Genomic DNA, 25,264 nt, shown 5'->3' with positions numbered 1-25,264 from the left:
CTGTTCGCCGCCTCTCGCTGGTCAGTAATGAGGTTTTCGCCCCGATGCTCCCCGCTTTCATCGGACACGTCATCGAAGGCCACGGCTTCTACGAGATTCCATTCCTCGCGCGTCACGTCGTAGACAGCAAAGCGGACGCTGAGCTGCTGGGCGACTTCATCATTACCAAGGAACAGCGCCGAGGGATCCCAATCATCGGAGATCCCGATCCCGACGTGCTGTGGAGGCTCGACAAGTACTACGCCGCCATCGGGCTTGCGATCGAGGAGCGCTGCGGCCTTATGGCATCGCCGATGATCCAGGTGAGCCATGAGGGTTTTGGTCGGGTGCTTTTCACGACCGGACGGCTGGTCGTTTTGTCCAAAACGCTGCGCGATGTCCACCGGTTTGGCTTCGAGACGCTCCTGAAGCTCGCCACGGCCGGTACGAAGCTGGTCGACGATGCGATTTCAGTCATCGAAACCTTTCCCCACGTGGCGCTGGCATGATGGGCGCGATTTTCGAGAAAGGCCATCATGACGGACCCGAGAAACTATGTTGGCCAGTCCCCTCGATCCAGGGACTCGAGGCCGACCAGGTTGTTGGGGTATCGCCGATGAAGAAGCCGCTGGTCCTGATCTGCTCGCAAGATGCCGAGTTCTATCTGCTCTACAGCCACATACTGGAGGTTGACGGTTTCAGCAGTGAGACGGCAGACGGCGCGAAGGCTGCGCTGGCCTTGGCCGAACAACGGGAGCTTCAGGCCGTAGTGCTGGATTGCGACCCAGCCAGCATAAACGGGTCCGCAATTTGCGCCCACCTCAAGCGGGAACCGCGCACCACCGACCTGCCTATCATCGCCCTGATCGCGCCTGGCGCCGAGCACCAGCACCTCGATCTCTTGAAGGCAGGCGTTGAGAGCTTTGTGCGGCCGGTGGCTCCGGCCAAGCTGCTCGACTGCCTGCGGGCGAGGCTCGGGCTGACCAAGCGTGGTCCGAACGGGGTTGAAAACGACAGTTGGATTTGTTGTGGAGGCCTGGAGATGAAGCTCGATGCCCATCGGGTTCGCGGTAATGGCCACGACATCCATCTCGGACGGATCGATTTCAACGTGCTGCGGCTTATGATTGAGGCCCCCGGCAAGGTCTTCAGCCGGGACGAGCTTATCGGGGCGGCCTGGCTGCCCAACATTCATGTCGGTGCACGCACCGTCGATGTCCATATCAGCCGAATCAGGAGGGCGCTGAAAACGGCCTTGCCCGGCAGCGTCATTCGCACCGTCAGGTCGGTCGGCTACTCGCTCGAGAAGCCGGACGACTGAAATCGGTGGTCGAATGTGGTGCCGCTCTCTCTTCCTCCTGAGAGCGGTGTTGCCGCTTTGAGGCGCTCCTAACGAAGACCAGGAGAAGCAGGCAAATGGAATTTAAAAGCATATTCAGTGTGACGGGTGCTGATCATTCTGATGAGGACCTCACAACAGCTGCCGGACTGTGTGCCGAGGTCGGCGCGCACCTATCGGTACTCATTATACCGCCTCCATTGCTCTTGATGTCGTCTCCGCCCCCCGAATGGAATACAGGACGTGCACAGGCAATTGCAGTACCGAACTATCGATTTCAGCAAATCGAGAAATTTTCACAGGACGTGACCAGAATGGAAAGACGGTCCGCGGATATCCTCAAAAGGCTGAAAGCTATGTCGCTTTCCTGTGACGTTGACACCGACTATTGCGATCCGGCTAGCCTCGGTGAAGTGGCACGACAACGGGCGCTCTGCGCTGACCTGACGATCGTTGGAGGAGACCTCCTCAACGATGAGACTCTCGGACCTCCTGTTGTCAACGGCTGCTTGTTCGATAGCGGAAAGCCGGTGCTCATCGTGCCGAAGGGCGTTAAGGCGACGCTGTCGCCTCGACGCGTGCTGGTCGGCTGGGATTCGCGTGTAGAGGCCTCGCGTGCGGTTCGGGAAGCTCTTAGTATCCTATCCGCTGCCAGGGAAGTCTGTGTCGCTATGGTCGATCCAAAGGCGCAAAACAACGGGAAAGGCGCGCAGTCCGGAGCTGACATCGCTGCCTATCTTACTCGGCACGGTGCTCGGGTCTCCGTTGACCTGCTTAAGAGCGCCGGCAAATCGGCGGGCACAGTGCTGACCCAGCACGCGAACGACATCTGTGCTGACATGATGGTCATGGGTGCTTATGGCAGCCGTGGGCTGCGTGAGCGGATTTTCGGCGGTCCGCCGAGCTGGAGCTTTGGGAAGACCACATTGCCGCTGTTTTTGGCTCGCTGATCAGCTCCGTAGGAACACCGATCAGGTCGTAGGACCGCCAACCAGTCCGAAGTCGTCGTCGGTTACCGGTCGGATTGCGGAGACATGGCTGGATCCGCGAACATCTTGCGACGCTTGTCAGAGCCAAACCGGACGCCTCGACTGCTTCACGACGCTCTCGTGAACCAACTCGTGCGAGATCGTCCGCAACGGGCAGTAAAGACGAACGGCTGCAGCAGACCGCAGCCAAGCCACAGGGCGGGTGTACCAGGAGACCCCGCCTCGTGCGCGAACCCTGTTGGAAGGCCCCTTATCAGTACCCGGACGCGCGTCAAATCGGCGGCTGTCCCTGTCAGCCTGCGGTGTGCAAGGGCCGCTGCCGCGGAGCTTCCCCTGCCCGATCGTCGGGCGTGCGACAATGTCGGATTCCAGACGAGCTGGAACTGCGCGAACTCGTTGGTTTGACAGATCTTTATCCGGCACGCCGCATGCATGGGAGTCTCCGAAAGCATTAAGAGCCGTTATCCATGGTTACGCCCCTCGAAAGAAAGAGCCGCTTCCGTCGTGGCAGGGAAACAGCCACTCCTGGGGTGGAGGCCGGCGCTAGAAGCCGCCGTAAGATCCGGAAGAGCCGCGCGACAGCATCACACACTTTCCTTCTGCTCTTGGGTTCGGATCACGCCGCGCCGCTGTCGATGCCGCCGACATTGAGCCCAAGACCTGGAAGGCGGCACACGCTTTTGCTGTCCTCTCAGTCGGGACCGCGGCTCAAGCATGCCTGTGAGGTTCGCATTGCTCAATGCCCGGCGATCGACGTCAACATGCCGCTGAGTTGGAAAACACTCCTAGAGGAGTAAGGATAAGTGGACCTCTTTTGTATTGGTGTGGGTGCTGGACCATCTAATTTGAGCCTTGCGTGTCAGATACAGGAAGAGATTGCGCAAGGGGCACTGTTCCTGGACCGGGAGGTCGATTTCCGAGGACATCCAGGCAGCGCTTTCGATTGCGCGGAGCTCCAGGTCGGCCACTTCCAGGATCTGGTTACTCTGGTCAATCCGCGATCAGCCTACACATTCGTAAACTACCTCCACGAGAACGGGCGTCTTTACAATTTCCTCAATGCGCAATTTCACGGGGTGCTTAGAGCCGAGTTCGCCCAATATCTCAACTGGGCGTTCCAGAAGAATCCGCTTGTCCGTGGCGGCGAGGCCGTTCGCGAAATCCGCTTTGACGGCGAGTTTCGCGTGCGGACGGACAACGCGGTCCTTGATGCAAGAAACCTCGTCATCGACATAGGCAAGCAGGCGCAAATTCCGCCTCAGTTTCATGGCTGGACTGGACCCAACCTGTTCCACTCATCTGAGTTGGCCCACATCAATCCTGAGGTGCAAAAAAAGCATGTCTGCGTTGTTGGCGGCGGACAGTCGGGAGCCGAGCTGCTACTGCACCTTGTCGGCCGGCCGAAAGAACGGCGGCCCGCGGCGATCACATGGGTTTTGACGCGCGAGATGCCTTTCGACGACCACGCGTTCACAAACGGGCTGTTCACGCCATGCTTCTCGGATCGTTTTGCTGCGATGAGCGAGGTGCATCGACAGCTGTTCCTGCGGCGTTTCGCGCTTGCCTCCGAGGGCATTTCAGAAAGCAAGTTGCGCGCGGTCTATCAGGCGCTCTACCACCACGCCTTTCTCGAGCCACACCAATGCGAGATCACATTGCGGCCAAGTTGCAACGTGTCGCGCTGCATCAATGCCGGAGCAGGGCACAGGCTCACGCTGCAACGCGGCTTGGACAACATCGGAGAAGTAACCGCCGATATCGTCATCCTGGCCACCGGGTACGAGAAACCGCTGCCGGGTTTCCTAGAACCGATCGCAGATCGCCTCGAACAGATCGGCAATGAGCTCGCCATCGGCGAGGATTTTTCGGTGTACTGGGACGGACCGCGAGACCGACGCCTTTTCGTTCAGAACGCCTGCCTTGGACAGCGCGGGCTGGCTGATCCGAACTTTGGGCTGCTGGCCTGGCGAGCGCGCCGCATCCTTGACAGCCTTCTGCGGCGCGCGCCATGCGCCAATCCCGAGCATCTAGGGTTCATCAACCGTCCCTTGACGGAGTGCTGGCCCGACCTCGGAGTCGAACAAATGGGCAGCGGGATATGATTCGTCGATATTGATGATCGGCGGTGGCATTCAGGAAAGATTTCCGCCTCTGGCGGCAAAAGCGGGACGAGCAATATTCCTACGGCGTCAGATCGCTCTGCTCGCGCTTGAGCAAGGTAGCGTCGCGCGACTCCTGCTTGGCGTGAAACAGCAAAGGGCATTCAATCACGATGCAGCTTTACGTGCTGTCGGGCTCAACGCCACGTGGATCGAGCCCAACGCCGCCGTTGGCAACCGCGACGCGAATTATGACGCCGGGCCACATGCGGCGGTGGCTGCAAGGGTACCGAGCCTCTCCCGCACTTTCGACCCCATCGCCGAAGTGCGACTACTCCAGGACGCCGAAGCCGGTCTTATCGCCAGCGGGCCAGCCAAACTCTCACCTTCCTAAACGGCAGCCGCTAAGGTGAGCCGTCGAAAGCCGACATTCAGGTTAACGTCAGCTGGCCGTGTTAGGGCTCGCTTATTCAAGGCGGTACCGGCGCTTGCCGAAGCTAAGAAGGGTTGGCATGCCCTTTGCCGTGCTTGATGTGCGGCAACACGGTGAGAGCTCCGCTGAAGCAAGCGAGAGGGAGCAATGCCCTCGAGACCGTGTCCGATTTTGACTGGAAAATATTCCGCGACAAAAGAGACGAAAGGTGTGGAATGACTTTGGACACCAAGATGGAACTGCGTATGGGGTCCCCGGCTCCTGCGCTGAAAGTGGAGAACTGGCTGCGTGGCGAGCCCCTCACGAGCCTTCGGCCCGGCAAGGTCTACCTCGTTGAATTTTGGGCGACTTGGTGCCGACCATGTGTCCACGCCATGCCCCATTTGATCGAACTGCAGGAGAAATATAAAGACAGCGGATTTGAGATTATCGGAGTCGCAGCTTGCGAAAAGGCTGCAACCGCGGACGAAGCGCGGACCAACGTGGATGCCTGGCTGACCGAGAAGTTCCCGAATCTGAATTATCGGACAGCGTTCGATTGCACTGGCGAAATGAAAAAGCTCTGGCTGGAACCCAGCTCTTCGTTCGGGATTCCCACCTCGTTCGTGGTCGACCGCGACGGCCACATCGCTTATATCGGCCACCCGGCACCTCTCGATGACGTTTTGCCGAAAGTCCTTAACGGCAGCTGGCGCAGCAGCTATGAAGCGAAAGCCGTCGATGCAAAGCGAATCTCGCGTGTGCGCGAATCGTCGCTGAGTCAGCCGATATACGCCAAACTTGGGCCGGCGATGCAGGACGAGGATTGGGCAGCGGCACTATTGGCCATCGAAGAAGGCCTCGCCGTGATGCCAGACTCTTTTGATTTTCGGCGGGTTCATGCGGATATTCTGCTTCACAAGCTGCGCGACATCAAAACCGGCTTGCCGCTTATGCGCGAATTGGTCGAGGACGCGATCAACAAAAAGTTCGAAGCGATGTCTTGGGTGGTGATGGCGCTGAACCAACTCTTCCATCCCACGATCGACAACTCCCATCTTCCGCATGATGATCGCTTTGCGATGGGCAAGGAGCTCTCCGAACAGATCCTGGAACTTAATCCTCCGCAAGGCGATGGAGACTTTAAATTCGGGTGTTACTTTCCGGTCGCTCAGTATTATTACGAGAGCGGCAACAAGGACCGGGCGATCGAGTTGATCGAGGTGGCAATCAAATCGCTGGACCATTCGGAGCCAGTGCCGGACCAAACCAAACAGCGCTACCTCACCTCGTTGCTCCAAGCCCTGGCCAACTACACGGGTGAGCCTGCCTGTCACGCGGGTCTCTGTGTGGCTCCGCAAAACAAGACTTCCGAAACTCAAAACGCTGTCACTTCCTGAGCAAGGATCGCGAAGGGCATGACAATTGGAATTGAACACCGGCAAATCCGCCCGCCCAGGCGCACTTCGCAGCAATAACGTCGATGCCGCAAAAGTGCGCGGCTTGCGGCAGGTGGAATTTCCATTGCGTTTACCTCGGGTCGAACCGCGGCGCAGGCGTTCGCGCCGCGGTGAAAGGTCTCGCATTGGTGGACGTGCTCGAGGTCGGCCACGGGACACTGTTGCGTGGGATCGGCTCGCCCAAGCCATTCCCCGCCCACGCAAGCGCCCGAACCACACATCGCAGAAAAAGAGATCGTCCTTCAAGAGGAGTACTGAAATTGGGGAAAAGCGAAATTCCTCATGAACCGGTTGGCCCTGCTGTCCACGGGGACGGCGAGGCCCTTGCTTCCCCGTTCGTCAAATGCCTCCTGCGGCTCATTCGTACTCAGGATTCCTTCGGCTTATGGGAAGGCCATTCGGATGCCGAGCTGCTGGCCGAGTTCATCATCACCAAGCAACAGCAACGTGCGGTACCCTTTGGCGGCGATCCCGATCCTGACGCGCTGTGGAGGCTCGACATGTTTTACACCGCCGTAGCGCTTGCGATCGAGGAGCGCTCCGGCGTGTCGACGTCGCCGACAATAGAAATGAAACCCGTGGGGGCTTCCAGCGGTTGGGCGTTCTGTCGAGACGTCCACCGGTTCGGCTTCGAGACTTTCCGCAAACTTGCTGAGGCCGGTACGAAACTGGTCGACGATGCGACTGCAGCCATTGAAGCCTAGCCCGAGATGGAGCGCATCAACAAAACCATTGTTCCAGGAAGGATCTATGTCAGACCTAGATAAGATGAGGAAGAAAGTCCGAAAGCTCCAGTTGCGTGCAGCTATTGCCAAGATGGCATTGCAGGACCTTGTCGAGGGTCTGCCGGGCAAGTGGGCCGACATACAGGAAGTCGCCGAGAAAACCCAAGCCGTTTATGCCGAGTTGGATGTTGCCAAGAGAGAACTCGCTTCAATGAAGAATTTAGGATGATGCGCACATTCACCACCCGTGACGGCTCCATTTGGATGCCGCCGTACCTGACCTCCATCGATAGCAAATCTGCATCGGCTGCTGCCGTTGTTTCAAGGTCTGCTCGCGCGATGTCATGCATCTTCACGGCGTTGATGATGCGGGTGAAATCCTCGGCCCCTGCGATGACGAGGACGACGATTTCGACGGCAAGCTCAATCGCATGATCATGGTTGTCGATGATGCCGGCCGCTGCATCGGCTGCGGAGCCTGCGGCCGCGTCTGCCCCAAGAACTGCCAGACGCATGTTGCGGCCGACGAGCTCGCAACATGATCTGGCGAAAACCAGGAGAACGGCGTTGCACTTCATCTTTTTGTCGGCTCGTGGGGCTGGTCCTGTGCAGCAATGCGTCGATGGTTTACTTCGCTTTGGATTCGCTCCGTGTGGCAGTCGTCACGACGCTGGCCTGTTCGCTGCTGCTTCAGGCCGACTACTTCGGCTGCGTGCTCTTTTTCGCGGACGTCGATGATCTGTAGAACTGTTCATTCGCTCCGCAGAGGGCCGGCGAATCCAATCTCTTCCTAAGCCCGTTGGCCGTAATCGAAAGACACGAGGCCGGCGAGTTCGTGCTCAGCTGCCACAGTGCTAGCAAGGGAACGGAATCCAATCCCGGAGCAGATGGCGAGAGTTGAGCGAAGACTGCGGTCGGAGCTCCTGCGCTTCCGGGTCTCCAAGGGGACGACTGTGCGAACCGAAGGGACTTTGAAGCGTTGACGTGGCCGGCGTGCGGTAGGTTGGGCCAGCGACAGGGCTCCCAGCCGGCCTGTGCTGACTTCGCTTCCTTTGGCGAAATGTGGGTAACGGCGAGGGCCGCACTCTTCCCGGGCCGTCGACATTCCCGCCCTTTTGGTGCGTGCGCCGTTAGGCGCGACAATTCGGTGCCCGCGTGTAACTGCGCGCATTCGCCGAAGCTTAGACGTGGTGCATTCCCGCTCGCCCGTTTGGCGGACAGTTCCGGCCGTGCTTGTTTTGCCGGCCTAACGCCCGCCGCTCGTCACTGCCACACCCCTCTCCGGCAACGGCTCGGCGCATCGCGCAAGCCGGTTTAGCGATCAGGCCAGGCCCTTCGCGAGTTCCAACGCCTGCCGTTCGAAGAGGCGGCGGTAAATGCCACCATCGAGATTGATCAGGGCGGCATGATCGCCGTCCTCCATGATGCGGCCACGGTCGAAGACGAGCAGCCGATCGAGCGAGCGGACGGTCGACAGCCGGTGTGCGATGACGAGTGTGGTTCGACCCACCATCAACCGATCCACCGCTTGTTGAATGAGCACCTCGGATTCCGAATCGAGGCTCGATGTGGCCTCGTCCAGAATCAGGATCGGCGCGTTCGCGAGGAAGGCGCGCGCGATCGCCACGCGCTGGCGCTCGCCGCCGGAGAGCTTCAAACCCCTTTCGCCGACCAATGTCCCATAGCCCTTCGGCAGGGGCGCGATGAATTCGTGGGCACTTGCCAGCCGTGCCGCTTGCTCGATCTCGGCCTGGCTCGCGCCAGGCCGGCCATAGGCGATGTTCTCGGCAAGCGACCTGTGAAACAGGATCGGCTCCTGCTGCACGATCGCGATCTGCGAACGAAGGGACTCTTGGGTCACCTCGGAGACGTCCTGACCGTCTATCAGGATCCGGCCGCCGCTCAGGTCGTAGAGTCTCTGGATCAGCTTCACGAATGTTGTCTTGCCGGAACCGGAGGGTCCAACCAACCCAACCCTTTCGCCAGCTTCAATCGACAGCGAACATTCGCTATAGAGCGGCAGGGGATGGTTGGCGTAGCGGAAGTGGACGTTCTCGAAATCGATACGGCCGTTCGTGATCCGGATCGGCTTGGCCTCTGGACGATCGGCAACATCCACCTTCTGATTGTGGATGGCCACCAGTTCTTCCATATCATTAACCGAGTGCTGCACGTTGCGGACATGCATGCCGGCATCACGCAGATAGCCCTGCAGGACGATGAAGGACGTGAGAACATATGCTATCTCGCCCGGCGTTGCCTGTCCATGCGACCACAGAAGCAGGGCATATCCGACCACCGCCACCCTGAGCGCAACCAAAGTTACGCCTTGGGTTGAGCCGATGATCGTTCCGCGCACCCAGCTCCGGCGCGCGCGGTGCCGCCATTTCGTCATGATATTTGCAAGCCGCTCGTCTTCGCGAACCTCTGCGCCGAAGCCCTTGACCACAGCGTTGCAACTGACCGCGTCCGCAAGCGCGCCGCTGAGCCTTGTGTCCCATCGGTTGGCAAGGCTCGCCGCTGGCGCGACATAGCCGAGCGACAGCGAAATCGAAAACGCAAGGTAGACGAGAGAGCCGCAAGCAAAGATCACGCCCATGACCGGCCAGTGCCAGCCGAGCAGCACCGTCGAGCCGATCAAGATGACAAACGACGGGAGCAGCGTGACGAGTATCGTGCTGTTGAGGAGGTCGAGCGCCCACATGCCGCGCGTTATCTTGCGCACTGTCGAGCCGGCGAAGCTGTTTGCATGCCAGTCTGTCGAAAAACGCTGCACATGATGGAACGCTTCGGTCGCGACATCGGAAATCATTTTCAACACCAGGTCGTTCAGGCCAATTAAGGCGACGTGGCGCATGGCAATGGAACCGAGTGCCAATGCAATCGGTACAGAGAATGCTGCAACAGCTGAATCCGAAGCTGGTGCTGCCGCATTAGCAGCACGAGAAACAGCGTCGATGAGTCGGCCAGAATAGAGCGGCATCAACACGTCAGCCAGCGTGGAGGCGAGCATCGCGGTCATGATGATCGCGAGCCGGGCCGGCTGCCTGTTCCAGAGGCGAACAGTGAAGGCGAAAACGTCGCGACAAGTGGCGCCGCGCCCATGGACGGGGAAACGTCTCATAGTTTCCAAGCGGGCGCATCAACACGCTCGGTCCCAAAGACGATAAAAGACAAAACTGGAATTTCGACCTCCCCCATAACAGCATCAATTTTGGCGGGCAGCTCTTGCCGCCTCACGACGGTGAGTTCAAAAGTCGTGCCAACTGAGCGGGAACATCCGAAGGACAAATTCAGCAGGTTACCGAGCCTGGAGAAAGTCAGCCGCCATCCAGTCGAATACGATTGCTACGGCTGCTCAACTCGGGAGATTGGAAAAGAAGGTCGATGTATCGATTGAATTTTGAGCTTGTTCTTGCCTCGATCAAATAAGTACAGTTGCAATGCAGCTTTCTCAGGCCCGGCACTTAGGTGCTGATTTCAAAAGCGCGCCGCGAATACTTTCCTGCCCATATTCCGTCAATCGAATGCTCGACTGTCGGATTGTGCGCTCCCCGACACAGTGCTGTCGGTTCGCCTCCTGGGTACCTCCCCCGTCGATTGACGACCTGAAGGAGAAGCTTCGCTCGCAAGCTGGCACGACTCTTGAGGGTACTCCAGGTGGCGGAAGGAACTCCGGCTCGAGTCCCGTTGACTTCGGATGTTGCGAGGCTGGGTTGGAGCAAACTGTGCACCAATGAGAACGCAATGAAGGAGACATCATGGAACTCCGGCGGATTGCGGTGGAGTTAGACCTATTCCTCAAGATGACTGATGATGTCGCTCAATCCGAACAGTTGTTCGAACTGTTGTCTGCGTTTGCGCTGAATTTCGATTGCCCGTGGATTGCCTATGGGCCGCTCGCATCAGAGAGGGCTTTCAAGCCGAACCGAGAGGGTTCTGTGGTGATGTGGAATTATCCCGCTGAATGGCAGGAGCGCTACTCGAGAATGGGCTATGCCAAAATAGACCCCCTCATCAAGAAAGGTCGAAAGGAGGCGGGACCCTTTCGATGGAGCGAGGTGTATACTGATGAAAACATAACTGAAGATGGACGCCGCGTCTTGGACGAAGCAGCAACATTCGGCTTGAGGTCAGGCGTTACCGTCCCATTACATGGCCCTGGTGGCAGCTTTAGGTTTGTGAGTTTTGCTCAATCCTCGGACTGCGAATTGCAGAATAGAGCGATCACCTACCTGCAAATGGCCGCGCTGCGGTTTCATCGGATGGTTACGAAGTTCGACACTACGACTGCGTCGGAACGAGCTCATAACCTGTCTCCGAGAGAAATAGAGTGCATTGATTTGGTGTCACAAGGAAAATCATCTTGGGAAATAGGAACTATTTTAGGCAGATCACGAAATACGATAGATTTCCATTTAAAAAATGTAATGCGGAAGTTGGATGCGACCAGCAGAACGGTAGCTGTTGTAAAAGCTTTGAACCTTGGGATTATCGAACCGCCGTAGGTGCGCAGCTAGTTCTCCGCCCGTAGTAGCGCGCGTGATAGCCGAGACGCTCCGGCGTGCGCTCGCTCTTCGAAGCACCCAGCGCCTCGTCCATCTCGGCCTCGAGCACCTCCTGCATCACGGCGCGAATCACCTCGTGCAATCCATCCGGCTTCGAAAGCAAAATGTCGTTGACGCTGCTATGGCGGATTTATCTTCAGGCTTGGTCCTGGTGGCGATGCTGAGTTCGCTTCGCTGAGATTGGGCGGTCATGACAGGGTGGTGTTCAATGTCACCGATTCCTGGAAGAAACTACCATCCGTATTAAGCGACTGACGATGAGTGATGTGTGTCCAAAATCTGACAGCTGTCAGAAAACATGTCGGGTTCAATACAGCGGAGCGTCTTAGCTCTGTCGGGCTTTTCGAAGCCTATCTCGCAGTAACTGCGCGCCAGGCGCACTAGCTCGGCCTTTGCTGGTCGATGTGCGGCAATATAGTGTGAGGGCTGACCCGCATGAGAACACGGAACTCGCTCGATGAAGGATGATCGACGGCATCCAGAAAGCTTCTCTCCGGCGGGTTCGAGGGTGCTGCGCGCGCATCTCGGCGACGGGCCAGCGACCAACGGTTGAGGCTACATCTCCGGAGCGAGTGATGCCTCGAAAGATGCAATGCTGTCTCTGGTCCGACGCGCTGGAAGTTTGTGAAGGTCGGCCCGGCAAGTCGGTGAACCGGGCGGCTTAGGCTGCCAAAAAGGGTAGATGTCTGCGTTGCCTCGGTAGATCAGCAGGCGGTATCAGAAAGCCAAAGGCACACGCACACCATCGTGGCGCTTCGCAGGAAGTAGATGGGAGTAATCACCAGTGATTTTACCGGAACTTCGCTCAGCAAACACAGCCGGCAGGGTTTTGGAGATAACGACGACCACGGGATGCGTCGTAGGATGTTCATATTGTCCCCAGGACAAGTTCGCGGTCCGGCAAAGAAAAGTGTCTCATGCGAGTCATCTGGATCTTGAAGATTTCAAGCGGTGTCTGGCCCGCGTACCGACTTCCGTCGACATTGGTTTTGCGGGATACTCCGAACCTTGGCTCAATCCGGACTGTACCGAAATGGTGGAGCACGCCTTCGCCAAAGGCCATGGCATCAGGATTTTTACGACGCTGGTGGGAATGAACGGGCAGGACCTGCAACGATTGCAAGCCTTGCGCTTGGGCGTATTCGTGGTCCATGTTTTCGATGACGGCACCTACATGAACAGCCGCCTGGTCGGAGACAAGTATCGCGATCTGGTTCGTCAACTCGTCGACGCGGACATCCCCTTGATCCGATTCGTGGCCTTGGGCGAGCCCCACCCAGATATAGCCGACATTATTCCTACCGAAGCCCTGATAAAAGCGCGGCCGGTGAGCAGTAGGGGTGGAAGCGTCGACCCTAAGATCGTTGCACCACGTCAGCCAGTGGTCGGAGCCCTAACCTGCGTGGACGCACGACAGTATCGGAATGTTCTTCTTCCAAACGGCGACGTTACCCTGTGCTCTATGGATTTTGAACGGCGTCACGTATTGGGCAACCTTCTATATGAGGGTTACTCCGCTCTGTTTGAAAAGCCAGTTTTTCGCGAAATCGTCGACCGCATGAATGGAGCAGATGGTTTTCTGCTTTGCAGGATGTGTGAATTCGCCGACCCAAACGACCGGACCTGAGTGCATGCCGGCCGAGAGGGCGTGCCTGGCAGTGCGGATGGCCCCACGACAGATGCACCTGCCCGCGACGCCATCGTGTTTTCACGTTACGCCAGTATGTTCCTGTAGGCGCGGCAGTGGGTCTCGAGCATTTCGGAGACGAGCTCATCGAAAGGTCTTCGCCTTCCAACCGAGCTTGTCGGCCTGCCTAGCTTGAGGTAACGCCGATCACAGGTCAACCATCGGTCGGATGGAAACAGTGTTAGTCGATCCCGATCAGAGCTTGATTGCTTACTCACGGCTCACCTCGTCAACGCCTTCACCCTCCCGGACGATCTCCTTTTCGACTCGCCTGAAGGCAGCAGCCCAGCTGCGGCCGGGGATGGTTGCCGTCGCGGTAGTGGACGTTCTCGAAACCGATGCGGCCCTTCGCCAGCGCGTCTCCCGGTTGCTTCCGCCTGGCCTACGAACGGGCTTTCCGTCAAGGGGGTCCACGGCGGCCCCGCCCTCTTGATCCGGCGGCTCGGGCCAGTCATCGCGCAAGAGATCGGAATCCGCATTCTTCTCAAAGAGAGCGTGGCTTTCGCTGTGTCATCGGTCATCAAATAGTTTCTTGAATCAGGTTGGTGTCCGCAGCCCGAGGTTGAACGGCGAATATTGATGACCGCCGCGAAGCCGCTCGCTCGCTACGGCGCTATTGAGGGGGCGCGCTCGCGAGCGGCTTCGCTACCGCCGAGCTACACAACCTCTGGCGACGCGACCCTGCTAATCGTCCTTGGACTCATTCATTGTCCGGAGGCGCTATGGGTAGCGATGGGTGGGTACGTCAACTACCTGATGCCATAGTATCGGTGCTTTCGCGGAAGCTATAGAAGCCATCTTGTTGGAGCACATTCTCTGAAGGCATCCGAATGGAGGGCAACGCAACCCAACAATATTCGATGAGGATCCCGGCATCACCAGACCAACGAAAGCTTCGGTATTCTGCTTCAATGTTAAACGGCGAACATCTGCCGCAAACCACTAGCCATTAAACAGCTCTCTTCTTTGAACGACTATGTGCAGAGGACTTAATATGAACGGCGACGCTTTCACGGCTCATGAATCTAACGTTCGTCGTTATTGCCGGGCGTTCCCCACCGTCTTTACGAAGGCCCTTGGGGCGACGATCTGGGACGAGACGGGTAAGCCCTTTATCGATTTCCTGGTGGGTTCCGGCGCACTCAATTACGGGCACAACAATCCGGATATTATGGCGCCAGCGATTGAATATCTCGTCGGTGAGAACATTCTTCTGTCGCTTGATATGCATACGGCGGCAAAGCGTGACTTCATTGAAGGGTTCGTCGATTGGATCCTGAAACCCAGAGGCCTTTCGTACAAGATTCAGTTTCCTGGGCCGACCGGCACGAACGCCAACGAAGCGGCGCTCGCGCTGGCGCGAAAATGCACCGGCCGCTCGAGCGTCATGGCCTTTACGAATGCGTTTCACGGGATGTCGCTCGGCTCTCTGGCGGTGTCGGGTTCGGCCTCAACCAGGGAACAGGGAGGCGTTGCTCGCCACGATGTGATCCGTGTTCCCTATGACGGTTATCCGAGCCAAGCATTCGATTCCGTCAGCTACATCGACTGCATTTTGAGTGACCCGGGGAGCGGCATAGAAAAGCCTGCCGCAATCATTCTGGAGATCATCCAGGCAGAAGGCGGCATGAACGCCGCATCCACGGCTTGGCTCACGGAAATTCAGCGAATTTGCCGCACGCACGGCATTGTTTTTATCGTCGACGACATTCAGGCGGGTGCGGGCCGAACTGGCGATTTCTTCTCATTCGAGTCCGCGAAAATCGAACCGGATATTGTGTGTCTTTCTAAGTCGCTAAGCGGTTCAGGTAGTCCGTTGTCCATCGTTCTGATTCGACCCGACTTGGACATATGGAAGCCCGGAGAGCATAGCGGGACCTTCAGAGGCAACAATTTCGCCTTCGTGACGGCAGGAGCCATGTGCAAGATGTGGTCGGATAGGAAATTTACTGCAGGTGTCGAGCGGACAGCCCTCAGGCTGCAAACGCACCTCGATCGCTTGGTTGCGAAATTTCCAAGATACATCGAACAGAAGCGCGGCCGCGGTCTGATGGCCGGCTTGAAATGCCGTTCACCGGCACTTGTCGGCCGCGTGCACGATGTCGCATTCGAAAATGGCCTTCTTATCGAATCCTCGGGGCCAAATCGCGACGTTATCAAAGTCCTCCCGCCGATAACCATCACCGATGCCGAACTCGATCGTGGCATCACCATCCTTGACCACGCACTACAGGAGCAGGACAATGCCTAGTCAGATATCTCAAGTGCCAGCCATCTCCCCGGTTTCGATCAGAGAACGGATTGGCTCGATCAACACTGCGGAGATCATCTCGGTCCTGAAAGGTGAGCTCACCGCTCTGCACATCAAGCAAGCTTTCAGCACCGAAGTAGCCGAGAAGATCACCACGAACTTTGTTGGTAGTGCCGGTCTCAAGGAGCGTAACGATGGGGTGCCCGGACAATATGTCGGCGCATCACACTACAGGAAGGATGCAGCCACTTATTTTGCAGATGCGGAAGCTGCGCGACCTTACGTCAACGCCCTTTTTGGGAATTTGGTTGACCCAGTCCGAGCCGTATTCGGCGCGTTGAAGCGCGAGCTTCACAGCCAGGGTATCGAATTGCGGCTCGCCCGTTCGGAACGCGGCAAGGCCAATGTCTGTCGCGCCCTCAGTTGGACTGGCACAGGCATGTTTTCTTTGGCCCCCCACGACGATGTCGCTCAAGTCCTATGGGCTGGTAACGATTACGAGCTTTCTGCGGTGGCGCACAATACCGTCGCAGCGCTCAACTTTTATCCCAGTATGCCCGAGGAAGGTGGCAATCTTCGCCTCTGGAGCCATAAGCCGAACGTCGCCGACCGAAAGTCGCAGGATGTGGAGACAACAGGATATCCCTATTCGGCAGCCTATCTTGAAGCCGTTCCTTGCCGCGAGATCCAGCTCAAGGCCGGCGATATCGCCCTGATCGATGGCGGCTTCGTTCACGGGGTTACCGGTCAACCGGGCAACGGAAAGCGTCGCGTGCTGCTGAATTGCTTTTTCGGATTTGCGCGGCCTGATCTTGTTCTCTGGTGGACCTGAGGGGCTGCCGACAGCGGCCCACTGTTTTTGCCGACAGTGAAGTCATCAACTGCTTCATAGGATGCCCCTAGTCAAAGGCCCTTCGGACATCCGGCCGGGAAACTCATTCCTTGCAGATGAACTCGCAGGTCGTGGGGCCTTTGAGGGTCTTGGGCCTGTGACCTTGCCCCTCTGATCTAATCCGGGTTGAAATTCGCTCTGGCCATCCGGGAGGATCAGGGCAAGGAGCGCAGCCGCTTGTCTGAAGAGCACATCATCAGAGTTTTGAAGGAACATAAGGCCGGGTGTCGGTTGCCGATCTGTGCGCCGCCAAGCACGTGGTCAGCGACGCCTCGATTTACAACTGAAAGGCCCGCTTCGGTGGATGGATGCTCGAGCTCCGCAGGATGCGCGGCTGAAGCGGCTTCGCCATGTTCGACCATGCCTCATTGAAGGATCTTATGGGAAAGGATGTATGGTCTGCCCCGCTGATGCAAGGGTTCGTGACATCGTCGACGACGATTCCAGTCGCATAAATGTATCCTCTCGCGAGTGGACTGCTGTTGCAGCCGCGCACGCCGTTCCCAGAAATGGTTCGGGCACGAGCCCGTTTTTTTCACAGGGCTTATGGCATGCTGATCCACGGCTCCGGCTGGGTCCATGACTATTCCCGAGCCTTGCAATCAACCGCAAGCGTTAGGTGAAAGCAGGGTCCCTGCGTTCTGACGATACGCACCGTCTTGGCGGCAAAGGCAACAACGGCCTTGTTCGGGTGCATCCGGCTCTGAAGACCATCAAGCCAGCATTCAGCCGATCCCGGTGTTCGATCCAGATGACGGAAGCACGATCGCGCGCCATGAACGAGAAGTTTGCGAACATAGCGGTTCCCGTTGCTTGATCATACCGAGGAGCTTCGGCTTGCCCCGGTCGAGTGTTCCCGCGGGTTAAGGCCAGCCATGCGGGCAATTAGCGAGCCTTCTGGAACTGGCGCCCGCTGCCGCCGGCCGCCGGCCGTGGCTCCGAGTGCCAATTCCCGGAATCGTCATGAGCCGGCGGGCAACATCCTCTCGATCTGCGATCGCAGGGTCTCCCTCTGTCACCTCGCTGATACGCTGCTCCAACCGCCGCAGGTCCGCGGAAAGGTCCGTCTGCGCATTGCCGGCGAGAGATAATTCGACACGTCGTCGAGCACCTGCGATAGGTCCAGCTTGAACAGACCCGCTCCCTGTCCCAGTGCTATGCCGTACTCCAAGCAGAATGCTCGCATCTGGTTGATAAGACGCGTTCGCGTGAGGACCATCTGGTCGCGCACGCGATACGAAGCGTTGAGATCAGTTTGCTCCTCGGGGCAGACCGCATTGTCGGCCGCGTGCGGCTTCGGCGATGGCCTCGGCCTCGATGATGTCGCTTTTGTTCGACTGAACGCGGGCTTCGCAAACTGTGCCGGGATCAGGCGCACATTTGTGCCACAGCGCCTGTAGCTTCCTGACGATCCATTGTGATCCAGCGCAAGGTTCATTGCCACCACAGCAGGCGCCGCCCGCTCAAAAAACTCAGCAACGTATCGCGCCGGAAACGAATTCGCTGGACGGGCTCGCAGTCAGGGGCAACGTCACCTGCGGCGAAGTTGTAGACTGCGGGTTAAGTCGGCAAGATGCCGACGCAGGTTGGCCAGTTCGAACGGAATCAAATGGCTATTTGCGACTTGCGCCATCCTATTTTCTTGGTCCAAACCTTTTGCGCCGGACGGGCGGCTTCGATGGCGCGAGCAGTTCCCACGTCGCTTCTTGTCCCCCGGCGCTAGATCCCCGGTCGGTGGTTGGTGACGTTCAAATGTTCTTCCGTTAACGCACTGCGTACCACTCGCCCGCTATCATCGCCTTGTCGGCAGCATTGAGGGCTGCCTAAGCCTGGAAGAACTCGTATCAGAACTTTCGCGCGGTCAGACCTCCTGAGCACATGCGCGCAATGTTTCTTCGAGGATGTCGAGTGCTTCGGCAAATACTGAGTCCTCGATAGTGATCGGGGGGAGGAAGCGGATGACGTTTCCATAAACGCCGCAGATCAGGAGGATGAGGCCCCTCTCGAGCGCCTTCTCGCGGACACTATTCGTGAATTCTACACTAGGTTTTCTTGAGCCGGGGACCGTGAACTCGATCGCATTCATGAGACCCATACCACGGATGTCGGCGATCTGCGGAACGACATCCTTCAGCGATTGCAGCCGCCGTTTCAGGCGTACGCCGAGTTGTTCGGCGCGGTGGCACAAACCCTCTTCTTCGATCACGTCGAGGACAGCATTTCCCGCGGCGATGCCGATCGGGCTGCCACCATAAGTGCCACCTAGGCCGCCCGGTCCCGGTGCATCCATAATCTCGGCCCGACCGGTGACAGCTGCTATAGGAAATCCGCCGCCGAGACCCTTGGCCATGGTGGTGATGTCCGGAAAGACACCGAAGTGCTCCATGGCGAAGAGCTTACCGGTTCGGGCAAACCCGGTCTGTACTTCGTCTGCGATCAACAGGATGCCGTGTTTGTCAGCGATTGCGCGCAGCTGATCCATGAATGCACACGGCACTTCATAAAAGCCGCCTTCGCCCTGCACTGGCTCTACGATAAACGCAGCGACGCGGTCGGGATCAACATCAGCCTTGAAAAGCTTGTCGAGCACGGAGAGCGATTCGTTGATCGTGGTGCCATGGAACTCTATGGGGAATGGGACGTGGAAGACGTCGGGCACCATCGGCCCGAAACCGGCCTTGTAGGGCTGGACCTTCCCGGTCAACGTCATACCCATGAAGGTGCGGCCGTGGAAGGCGCCGGTGAAGGCGATGATCGCGCTGCGGTTTGTAGAGGCGCGGGCGATCTTGACGGCGTTCTCGACGGCTTCAGCGCCGGTTGTGACGAAGAGCGTTTTCTTTTTGAAGTTGCCAGGCACGGCGTCATTCAACCGTTCAGCGAGCCGGACGTAGTTCTCATAAGGCACGACCTGATGGCAAGTATGCGTGAAGCGGTCGAGTTGGTCTTTCACCGCTGCAACGACCTTTGGATGACGATGGCCGGTGTTGACTACTGCTATGCCTGCGGCGAAATCGATATAACGCCGTCCCTCCACGTTCCAGATTTCGGCATTGAGCGCCTTGTCGGCATAAACCTGTGTAGTCACGCCGACCCCGCGGGCGATCGCATCGGACCTGCGAGCCGCAATATCAGTATTCATAAAAAAAACCTCAAAAGTGATTGCGCAAACAAAGACGCCCCCGATATGCGATCATTCCGAGGATCATAACGCTTTCGACGGCGAGACGGTCCTGATCTGGATCAAGAGGCCCCCAAGATTCTGACGAACTGAGTCTCCTCTTGGGTGCTAGTCAGCTATTGGCCACCTTAGCAACGAAAGGACTGACACGCTCACCCTTGCTGCGAAAGATGCTCGTGAACGGCGAGCCATCGACCTTGTCAACTTCGGATTCAATCGTCCTCACGCTCAAGACTGCGCACTTTGATGCAGTGGCGGGGAATGGGGGGTCGCTAAATGAGTGGCCGATCTTTCTCAAACACGGTGCTCCTGCTGCAGCACTCTTCCACTCCTCTCCTGAAGCGAGCAAGTGGTATCCTGTTCGAGAGCGGCTTATGGAACATAAGGAGGCGCATCAGCTCCACTGCATATACTCCGAGCTCGCGCAGGAGCAAGCGTCTACGCTCTGATATTGTCGGGTTATCGACTGTGTCGGACATGAGCCACTCAGCGTCATCAGCGCGATCGCATTTTCTTAAATCATTTTCTCTTTGGCACGAGATATGCGGAGCTATTCGGAAACGCGCTGAGGCACGGACCGAGGAGACAATCACCCCATGATGACCGCTCGACCGATATGCGGTCTCCGCCGTGAAAACCGGGTCTCCCGAGCCGGCAAGCCGGCGGGCGGCCGGGTATTTCTCTTGCAGCGGCGGCGGACTTCTGAACCTGCGGCAAGAAGCGTCGGCTGGACGATTTGCTGCGGGAGCCTTTCTTCCGCCATGACAACGCCGGGTTGCTCGCGTCGGCTGCATATCCGTCCCTCGCTTCGGAAGCGCCAGACGGAGTGGTTCGAGAGGATGCAAGTAGCCTTCCCTCGCTTCGGCGGGTCCGACTGTACGAAGGCGCTGGTCGAACATCAAGATGCGGCGACGCTGGAGGTGGGGTTCAACATGCGGCTGCACACTATTTGGCCCCTACGCTGCGGGTTGTGCGCCTCTCCGGGCGTACGAAAGGGAGGGGCGAATGCGGGTCGGCTCCGTCAAGCACAATGCGATAGCCGGCCGCCAGTTCGAGAGCTGGACGGCCTTCGAGGCGCATCTGGACCGGTGGATGCGCGGATTGCCGATCAGCGTGTGCATGGCGCCTGACTTGAATGAGTGGGGGTCAATCCTCATCACCTCCAATCGCTGCGTTGTCGAATGGGGCGGTGCGTTTAGCGGTCCTGTGGTGGCAACCGCGATCCTTGATCGCTTGCTCGATTATTCCATAGTGATTCCCTTCGCGGTTACAGCTACCCGCTTCGTCAAAGCGTCGTTCCGGCCTATTGCAGAAGGCCGGAACGACGCTCAACACCAATTAAAACTGCAAACCAATGAGAGGGTGACCGTGCAAAACATGAGGAGGCGCCCATGCTCATCGCACGTCCCTCCTTCAATGCTGGGCGAAGGGTACTGAATGTTCATGTACCAGAAGAGGGGGCCAAACTGAAGAGCGCGTTAAGTTTGGTTGTGCCGCCCCCGTGTTGCTTCGACCCGGTTCACCCCACCGGCGCAGCAGTTCAGAGTGGGCACAAGTCGCTATTCGCAAACCGCTTGGAAGGTCAGCTCAGAGTGGCTGGTTAAAACGTTAGCCGAGGACGACACCAATGAACGGCGCCGAATTGCTTGTATCTGCACTTGAAAACGAGAACGTTCGGCAGATCTTCGGCGTTCCCGGAGAAGAGAATCTCGACGTTGTTGAAGCACTACGGCATTCCTCGATCAAACTAGTGGTGACGCGCCACGAGCAGGCGGCATCGTTCATGGCGGCTACGCATGGGCGGCTTACCGGAAAGCCCGGTGTCTGTCTGGCTACGCTCGGTCCCGGCGCGCTGAATCTCACGACGGGCGCAGCCTACGCCCTGCTCGGCGCGATGCCCATGATCATGATCACCGGGCAGAAGTGCATACGCAGCCGGACCCAGGCGCGATTCCAAATCGTGGACATGGTCTCGACCATGACGCCGCTGACCAAGATGGCGCGCCAGATTGTCGACCCAGCGACAATTCCGACCATCGTGAGTGAAGCCTTTCGGGTAGCGCAACAGGAGCGGCCAGGGCCGGTCCATCTCGAACTCCCGGAAGATATCGCAGCCGAGAAACTGGCCGTGGTCCCACCGATGGTGCCGCCCCATTTGATCAACCCGCCCGTTGCGGCCAAGGAGGCGTTGGATAGTGCGGCAGAGCTCATCCTGAAGGCCGAGCGGCCGCTGGTGATGTTGGGTGCAGCCGCAAACAGACCGCGCCTGACTGCGGAGCTGTCGGACTTCGTGAGGCGCCTGCAAATTCCGTTCTTCAACACGCAAATGGGTAAAGGCGCGGTATCGGGCGGGTCCCGACTGTACGTGGGCACGGCCGCTTTATCGGAGCGGGATTACGTGCATCGGGCAATCGATCGCGCCGATCTCGTCATCTCGATCGGCCATGACACCGTCGAAAAACCTCCTTTTCTGATGAGGCTGAAAGGGCCGGCCGTCCTCCATGTGGGTTATCTACCGGCGACGGTAGACGAGGTATTCTTCGCATGTGCAGAGGTGGTGGGCGATATTGGACCGAGCCTGAGATTGCTTGCCGACCGCCTCGAGGGAAGGCTGCCCAACGCCGGTGCGCTACTCGGGCTGCGTGAGGGGATCCTGACCAGGATCGCCGACCGGGCGAAGGAAAGCCGGTACCCCCTAACGCCGCAGCGAATCGTGCACGACGTGCGTCAGGTTATGCCTGAGGACGGAATCGTCTGCCTCGACAACGGAATGTACAAGATTTGGTTCGCTCGCAACTACCGCACCCGGGTAGCCAACACGCTTCTCCTCGATAATGCGCTCGCCACCATGGGCGCAGGGCTGCCTTCAGCAATCGTTGCCGCGATGCTCTGTCCGGAACGTCGCGTTCTCGCTATATGCGGCGACGGCGGCTTCATGATGAACTCGCAGGAACTGGAGACGGCGATCCGCCTCGGACATCGGCTGGTCGTGCTCATCCTACAGGACGACGCTTATGGGATGATCCGCTGGAAACAGGCTGTAAATAGCTACAGCGATTTCGGCATGACCTTCGGCAATCCCGATTTTGTCGCTTATGCCAAGGCCTACGGCATCGAAGGCAGACGAATCGAAGGCCCCAACGATCTCGCGCCGACGCTCGAAGCGGCATTTGCGGCGGGCGGTATCCATCTTATCAGCACGCCGGTGGATTATTCGGAAAACATGCGGGTCCTAGTCGACGAATTATCCAGTCAGAAAGACATCTGAGATCCTTTTTGATTGGGTCGTTGTCCCCAAGGTGCTCCTGCACTTTTTCGGACGTCCACGGGTCACTTGTTTCTCTTCGCCGTGGCGCTTGGGCGGCCACATGACGGGATCAGGGAGACGTCTCGATCTGGTTCACGACTGGTTTGGCAGGTTCAGGACACTCAACTAGGTGTTTAGATGGGGTATTCGGCTTTGTCCCACGTCTTGAACGGGTGTTTGAGGTGCTGCTTCGCGCTGATGATAAAACGTGGTCTGCGTGAACAGCCACAAGCATCAGGAAAGGAAGCGCAGCATGAGGCATTATCCCGGACTGGACGTCTCGGTGAAAGAGACGGCCGTCTGCATCGTGGATGAAGGAGGCCGCATTTGCCGAGAGATGAAGCTTGCGAGCCATCCGAACGATCTTGTTGAGGCGTTGAAGAACCCCGCCTGGAATCTGGCCCGGATCGGGCTTGAAGCTGGTCCCTTATCAAATGGTTGTTCAGTGGTCTGGCGGGAGCCGGACTACCTGCAATCTGCATCGTAACCCGTCATGCGAAGGCCTTTCTCAAGGCGCAGGTCAACAAGAGCGACCGCAACGATGCGCGCGGCATCGCGCAGATGATGCGGGTTAATTGTGTTCCGGCCGATGCACGTCAAGACGCTGATGAGCAGGAACGTCGGGCGCCTGTTGACAGCCCGCAAGTTGCTGCAGGAAAAGGCCATCGCAATTGAGAATGACATTCGAGGCCTGTTGCGTAACTTCGGTCTCAGGTTGGCATTGTCGGCGCTGCCAAATTTGGGGATCGCATCCAGGACCTTTCCGGCGACATCCCGGAGCTACGTGACATCATGGAGGTGTTGCTCGCCGCCCGGCAGAAACTTCGCGAGCAGTTCACGGTAGTGCATGAAAGGCTGTTGTCGATCGTGAAGGGTGACACGGTTTGCGCGGTTGACGACCGTCCTTGGTGTCGGACCTGTCGTTGCGCTGGCTTTCAAGGCTACGGTCGTCATTCCTGCGCGCTTCAGAAATCGAAGGCCGTAGGGCCGGCTCTTCGGTTAACGCCGCGCTTGCATCAATCAGGCGAGGACAATCGCGTCGGACGTGTTTCCCTGTGCGGTGACCCTTGCTCGCATACTAGATGATTAAGGGAGCCAGCCTGGGCAAGGCTGTTGTTGACGACCCCAGCGATTCAGTCGGCGTGATACGAGGTTCCACCTCGGGTGGATGGGAATCCTTCGTGAGATGACGAGTGAAACAAGGGCGCGCAGGGACATGGTCGGGCGTGGCAGCACCTCAGGCCGCTGTTTAGATTGCTCACTTCATGCTCCTGATCGATTCTCCTGATCGTACTTATCGCTGAAGAGCTGGTCGAGGACCCATGCCATGCGAAATGTAGCTTCCTCAGCTACACCAGCCCCGTGTGAAGCGCCGCTGTGGCCGCCCACCATCCAAATGCGGAAGACAAGCTCAGGATCGCGGTCGAGCGCACATGACCGACGCTGCGCCACATAGCAAGCGGGCTGGTAATAGAGGGCCTGGCCATCGTGCACCGCGGCATCGACGTAAGTCGGCGGAAGAGGCCGATCGGCGCTTAGGTTGTAATACGGGTCGTAGCTGCGCACGTTGCGATATTCGTGGGCGGTGTGGGGATCTCCGTACTCCGCCGTTTCCTGTAGCGCGTACGGCATTGTGAAGTCCATCTCAGCATCTAGAATGTCGGCGAGCGGGACCTCGGCAAGCACGGCGCGGAACAAATCTGGCCCCATGAGGGCCGCGGCAAGCACGGTGCCCCCGCCGGCGCTCGCTCCCTCGATGACAATGCCGTCCGGGTTGGCGAATCCCTGCTCAACGAGCCCCTCGGCAGCGGCGATCAGATCAGTTTGGGTAATACGTTTTCAATCGCGGGTAGCCGCTTCGTGCCATGGACGTCCGAACTCGCCCCCCAGTACGTGCACAATGCCGAAAGCAATTCCGCAGTCGAGCAGGCTCAAACGCTTGGTCATGGAGAGGGCCAAGTGACGAACGAGGGCCATCTCGGTATTCCGTAACAACCGTACACGTTCAGTAATACTGGCCCAGGGCTCGTTCAGCCACGACGGTGTCGGGCGTCACGAATGAGGTAACCCAGTAAACCAGTTTCGGTGTTCGGAACGAACATCGTGCAACCCATGAGCCTGGGCCGTGTTGCAGAGACTTAAGCGGAAGGTGGGCATGCCGAACGGGCGAGAAGCGCCTTGCCCTCCAACAACCGGGTTCGGCCGCAGCGCGTCCCTCTCCTTCGAGCGCCGTGTCAAAGCGATCGGGCTTGGCGCGACGGCGCTGCCCGCCGCGAGCTACCGCAGGCTGAAAGATGCCTTCGCCACTCGCCCGTATCATCTACACCACGGGACACGTTTCGTGCGGAACCCGACACATTGAGGCGCAAATATGCCCC

General features: G+C 58.2%; 18 protein-coding genes and 4 pseudogenes. 18 read left to right on the top strand and 4 right to left on the bottom strand.

Annotated features, from left to right (window positions below; translation table 11 throughout):
- Positions 1-44 precede the first annotated feature (44 nt).
- The 10 genes and pseudogenes from EOA36_RS03505 (at position 45) to EOA36_RS03460 (ending at position 7,748) form a co-directional block, all read left to right on the top strand.
- Complete coding sequence (locus EOA36_RS03505) at positions 45-488, top strand: NifX-associated nitrogen fixation protein (protein WP_127275626.1); 444 nt, start codon at positions 45-47, stop codon at positions 486-488.
- Entirely contained in the window at positions 485-1,300 is an 816-nt protein-coding gene (locus EOA36_RS03500) for a response regulator transcription factor (protein ID WP_165349962.1), read from the top strand. The genes EOA36_RS03505 and EOA36_RS03500 overlap by 4 nt, the downstream gene beginning before the upstream one ends.
- A gap of 95 nt (positions 1,301-1,395) precedes the next feature.
- A complete protein-coding gene (locus EOA36_RS03495) occupies positions 1,396-2,268 on the top strand; it encodes a universal stress protein (protein WP_127230841.1) in 873 nt (290 codons plus the stop codon).
- A gap of 842 nt (positions 2,269-3,110) precedes the next feature.
- Positions 3,111-4,409 carry a SidA/IucD/PvdA family monooxygenase gene (locus tag EOA36_RS03490; RefSeq protein ID WP_063169368.1) on the top strand — a complete coding sequence of 433 codons (1,299 nt, stop codon included), beginning with the start codon at positions 3,111-3,113 and terminating at the stop codon, positions 4,407-4,409.
- 13 nt (positions 4,410-4,422) lie between these two features.
- Positions 4,423-4,800 carry a hypothetical protein gene (locus EOA36_RS03485; RefSeq protein WP_024505270.1) on the top strand — a complete coding sequence of 126 codons (378 nt, stop codon included), beginning with the start codon at positions 4,423-4,425 and terminating at the stop codon, positions 4,798-4,800.
- Positions 4,801-5,072: 272 nt separating this feature from the next.
- Complete coding sequence (locus tag EOA36_RS03480) at positions 5,073-6,218, top strand: TlpA disulfide reductase family protein (protein WP_063170388.1); 1,146 nt, start codon at positions 5,073-5,075, stop codon at positions 6,216-6,218.
- A gap of 320 nt (positions 6,219-6,538) precedes the next feature.
- Positions 6,539-6,982, top strand: a complete 444-nt coding sequence (locus tag EOA36_RS03475; RefSeq protein ID WP_245464239.1) for a DUF269 domain-containing protein — start codon at positions 6,539-6,541, stop codon at positions 6,980-6,982.
- A gap of 46 nt (positions 6,983-7,028) precedes the next feature.
- Positions 7,029-7,232 (top strand): CCE_0567 family metalloprotein, encoded by a 204-nt coding sequence (locus tag EOA36_RS03470; RefSeq protein WP_063169367.1) that lies wholly within the window; start codon positions 7,029-7,031, stop codon positions 7,230-7,232.
- Positions 7,229-7,545, top strand: a pseudogene (fdxB, locus tag EOA36_RS03465) (ferredoxin III, nif-specific). Before EOA36_RS03470 ends, fdxB begins: the two are co-directional and overlap by 4 nt.
- Complete coding sequence (locus tag EOA36_RS03460; protein ID WP_126097330.1) at positions 7,542-7,748, top strand: exopolysaccharide production repressor protein; 207 nt, start codon at positions 7,542-7,544, stop codon at positions 7,746-7,748. Before fdxB ends, EOA36_RS03460 begins: the two are co-directional and overlap by 4 nt.
- Positions 7,749-8,324: 576 nt before the next feature.
- Here the strand turns inward: EOA36_RS03460 and EOA36_RS03455 are convergent.
- Complete coding sequence (locus tag EOA36_RS03455; protein WP_126097331.1) at positions 8,325-10,127, bottom strand: ABC transporter ATP-binding protein; 1,803 nt, start codon at positions 10,125-10,127, stop codon at positions 8,325-8,327.
- Between the two features lie 637 nt (positions 10,128-10,764).
- Between EOA36_RS03455 and EOA36_RS03450 the strand changes: the two genes are divergently transcribed.
- A complete protein-coding gene (locus EOA36_RS03450; protein ID WP_126097332.1) occupies positions 10,765-11,511 on the top strand; it encodes a LuxR family transcriptional regulator in 747 nt (248 codons plus the stop codon).
- Positions 11,512-11,527: 16 nt separating this feature from the next.
- Here the strand turns inward: EOA36_RS03450 and EOA36_RS03445 are convergent.
- Positions 11,528-11,763 (bottom strand): annotated as a pseudogene (locus EOA36_RS03445) (transposase); the annotation flags it as partial.
- A 718-nt stretch (positions 11,764-12,481) separates the two neighbouring features.
- Between EOA36_RS03445 and EOA36_RS03440 the strand changes: the two are divergent.
- The 3 genes from EOA36_RS03440 to EOA36_RS03430 all read left to right on the top strand — a co-directional run bounded on the left by EOA36_RS03440 (position 12,482) and on the right by EOA36_RS03430 (position 16,341).
- The gene (locus EOA36_RS03440; protein ID WP_224571099.1) at positions 12,482-13,198 is read left to right on the top strand and encodes an SPASM domain-containing protein; all 717 of its coding nucleotides are present in this window, start codon (positions 12,482-12,484) and stop codon (positions 13,196-13,198) included.
- A 1,054-nt stretch (positions 13,199-14,252) separates the two neighbouring features.
- Positions 14,253-15,509 (top strand): diaminobutyrate--2-oxoglutarate transaminase, encoded by a 1,257-nt coding sequence (ectB, locus tag EOA36_RS03435; protein WP_126097333.1) that lies wholly within the window; start codon positions 14,253-14,255, stop codon positions 15,507-15,509.
- A complete protein-coding gene (locus EOA36_RS03430; protein WP_126097334.1) occupies positions 15,502-16,341 on the top strand; it encodes a hypothetical protein in 840 nt (279 codons plus the stop codon). Before ectB ends, EOA36_RS03430 begins: the two co-directional genes overlap by 8 nt.
- Positions 16,342-18,262: 1,921 nt before the next feature.
- On the opposite strand, the gene EOA36_RS03420 is transcribed toward EOA36_RS03430, so the two are convergent.
- A complete protein-coding gene (locus EOA36_RS03420; RefSeq protein WP_126097335.1) occupies positions 18,263-19,540 on the bottom strand; it encodes a 4-aminobutyrate--2-oxoglutarate transaminase in 1,278 nt (425 codons plus the stop codon).
- Between the two features lie 812 nt (positions 19,541-20,352).
- Between EOA36_RS03420 and EOA36_RS37995 the strand changes: the two are divergent.
- From EOA36_RS37995 to EOA36_RS03405, 4 genes and pseudogenes are all read left to right on the top strand, one after another.
- A pseudogene (locus tag EOA36_RS37995) lies at positions 20,353-20,703 on the top strand (IS21 family transposase); the annotation flags it as partial.
- Complete coding sequence (locus EOA36_RS38750; protein ID WP_281015805.1) at positions 20,699-21,016, top strand: ATP-binding protein; 318 nt, start codon at positions 20,699-20,701, stop codon at positions 21,014-21,016. The pseudogene EOA36_RS37995 and the gene EOA36_RS38750, both read left to right, overlap by 5 nt.
- A gap of 190 nt (positions 21,017-21,206) precedes the next feature.
- The gene (locus tag EOA36_RS03410; RefSeq protein WP_126097336.1) at positions 21,207-22,847 is read left to right on the top strand and encodes an acetolactate synthase large subunit; all 1,641 of its coding nucleotides are present in this window, start codon (positions 21,207-21,209) and stop codon (positions 22,845-22,847) included.
- Between the two features lie 292 nt (positions 22,848-23,139).
- Positions 23,140-23,951, top strand: a pseudogene (locus EOA36_RS03405) (IS110 family transposase); the annotation flags it as partial.
- A 198-nt stretch (positions 23,952-24,149) separates the two neighbouring features.
- Here the strand turns inward: EOA36_RS03405 and EOA36_RS03400 are convergent.
- Complete coding sequence (locus EOA36_RS03400; RefSeq protein WP_245460312.1) at positions 24,150-24,701, bottom strand: prolyl oligopeptidase family serine peptidase; 552 nt, start codon at positions 24,699-24,701, stop codon at positions 24,150-24,152.
- Positions 24,702-25,264: the final 563 nt, after the last annotated feature.

The sequence above is a fragment of the Mesorhizobium sp. M8A.F.Ca.ET.021.01.1.1 genome, assembly GCF_003998025.1.
Taxonomy (GTDB): Bacteria; Pseudomonadota; Alphaproteobacteria; order Rhizobiales; family Rhizobiaceae; genus Mesorhizobium.
Note: the sequence above shows the minus strand (reverse complement) of the source record. Positions and strands in the feature narration are given on the sequence as shown.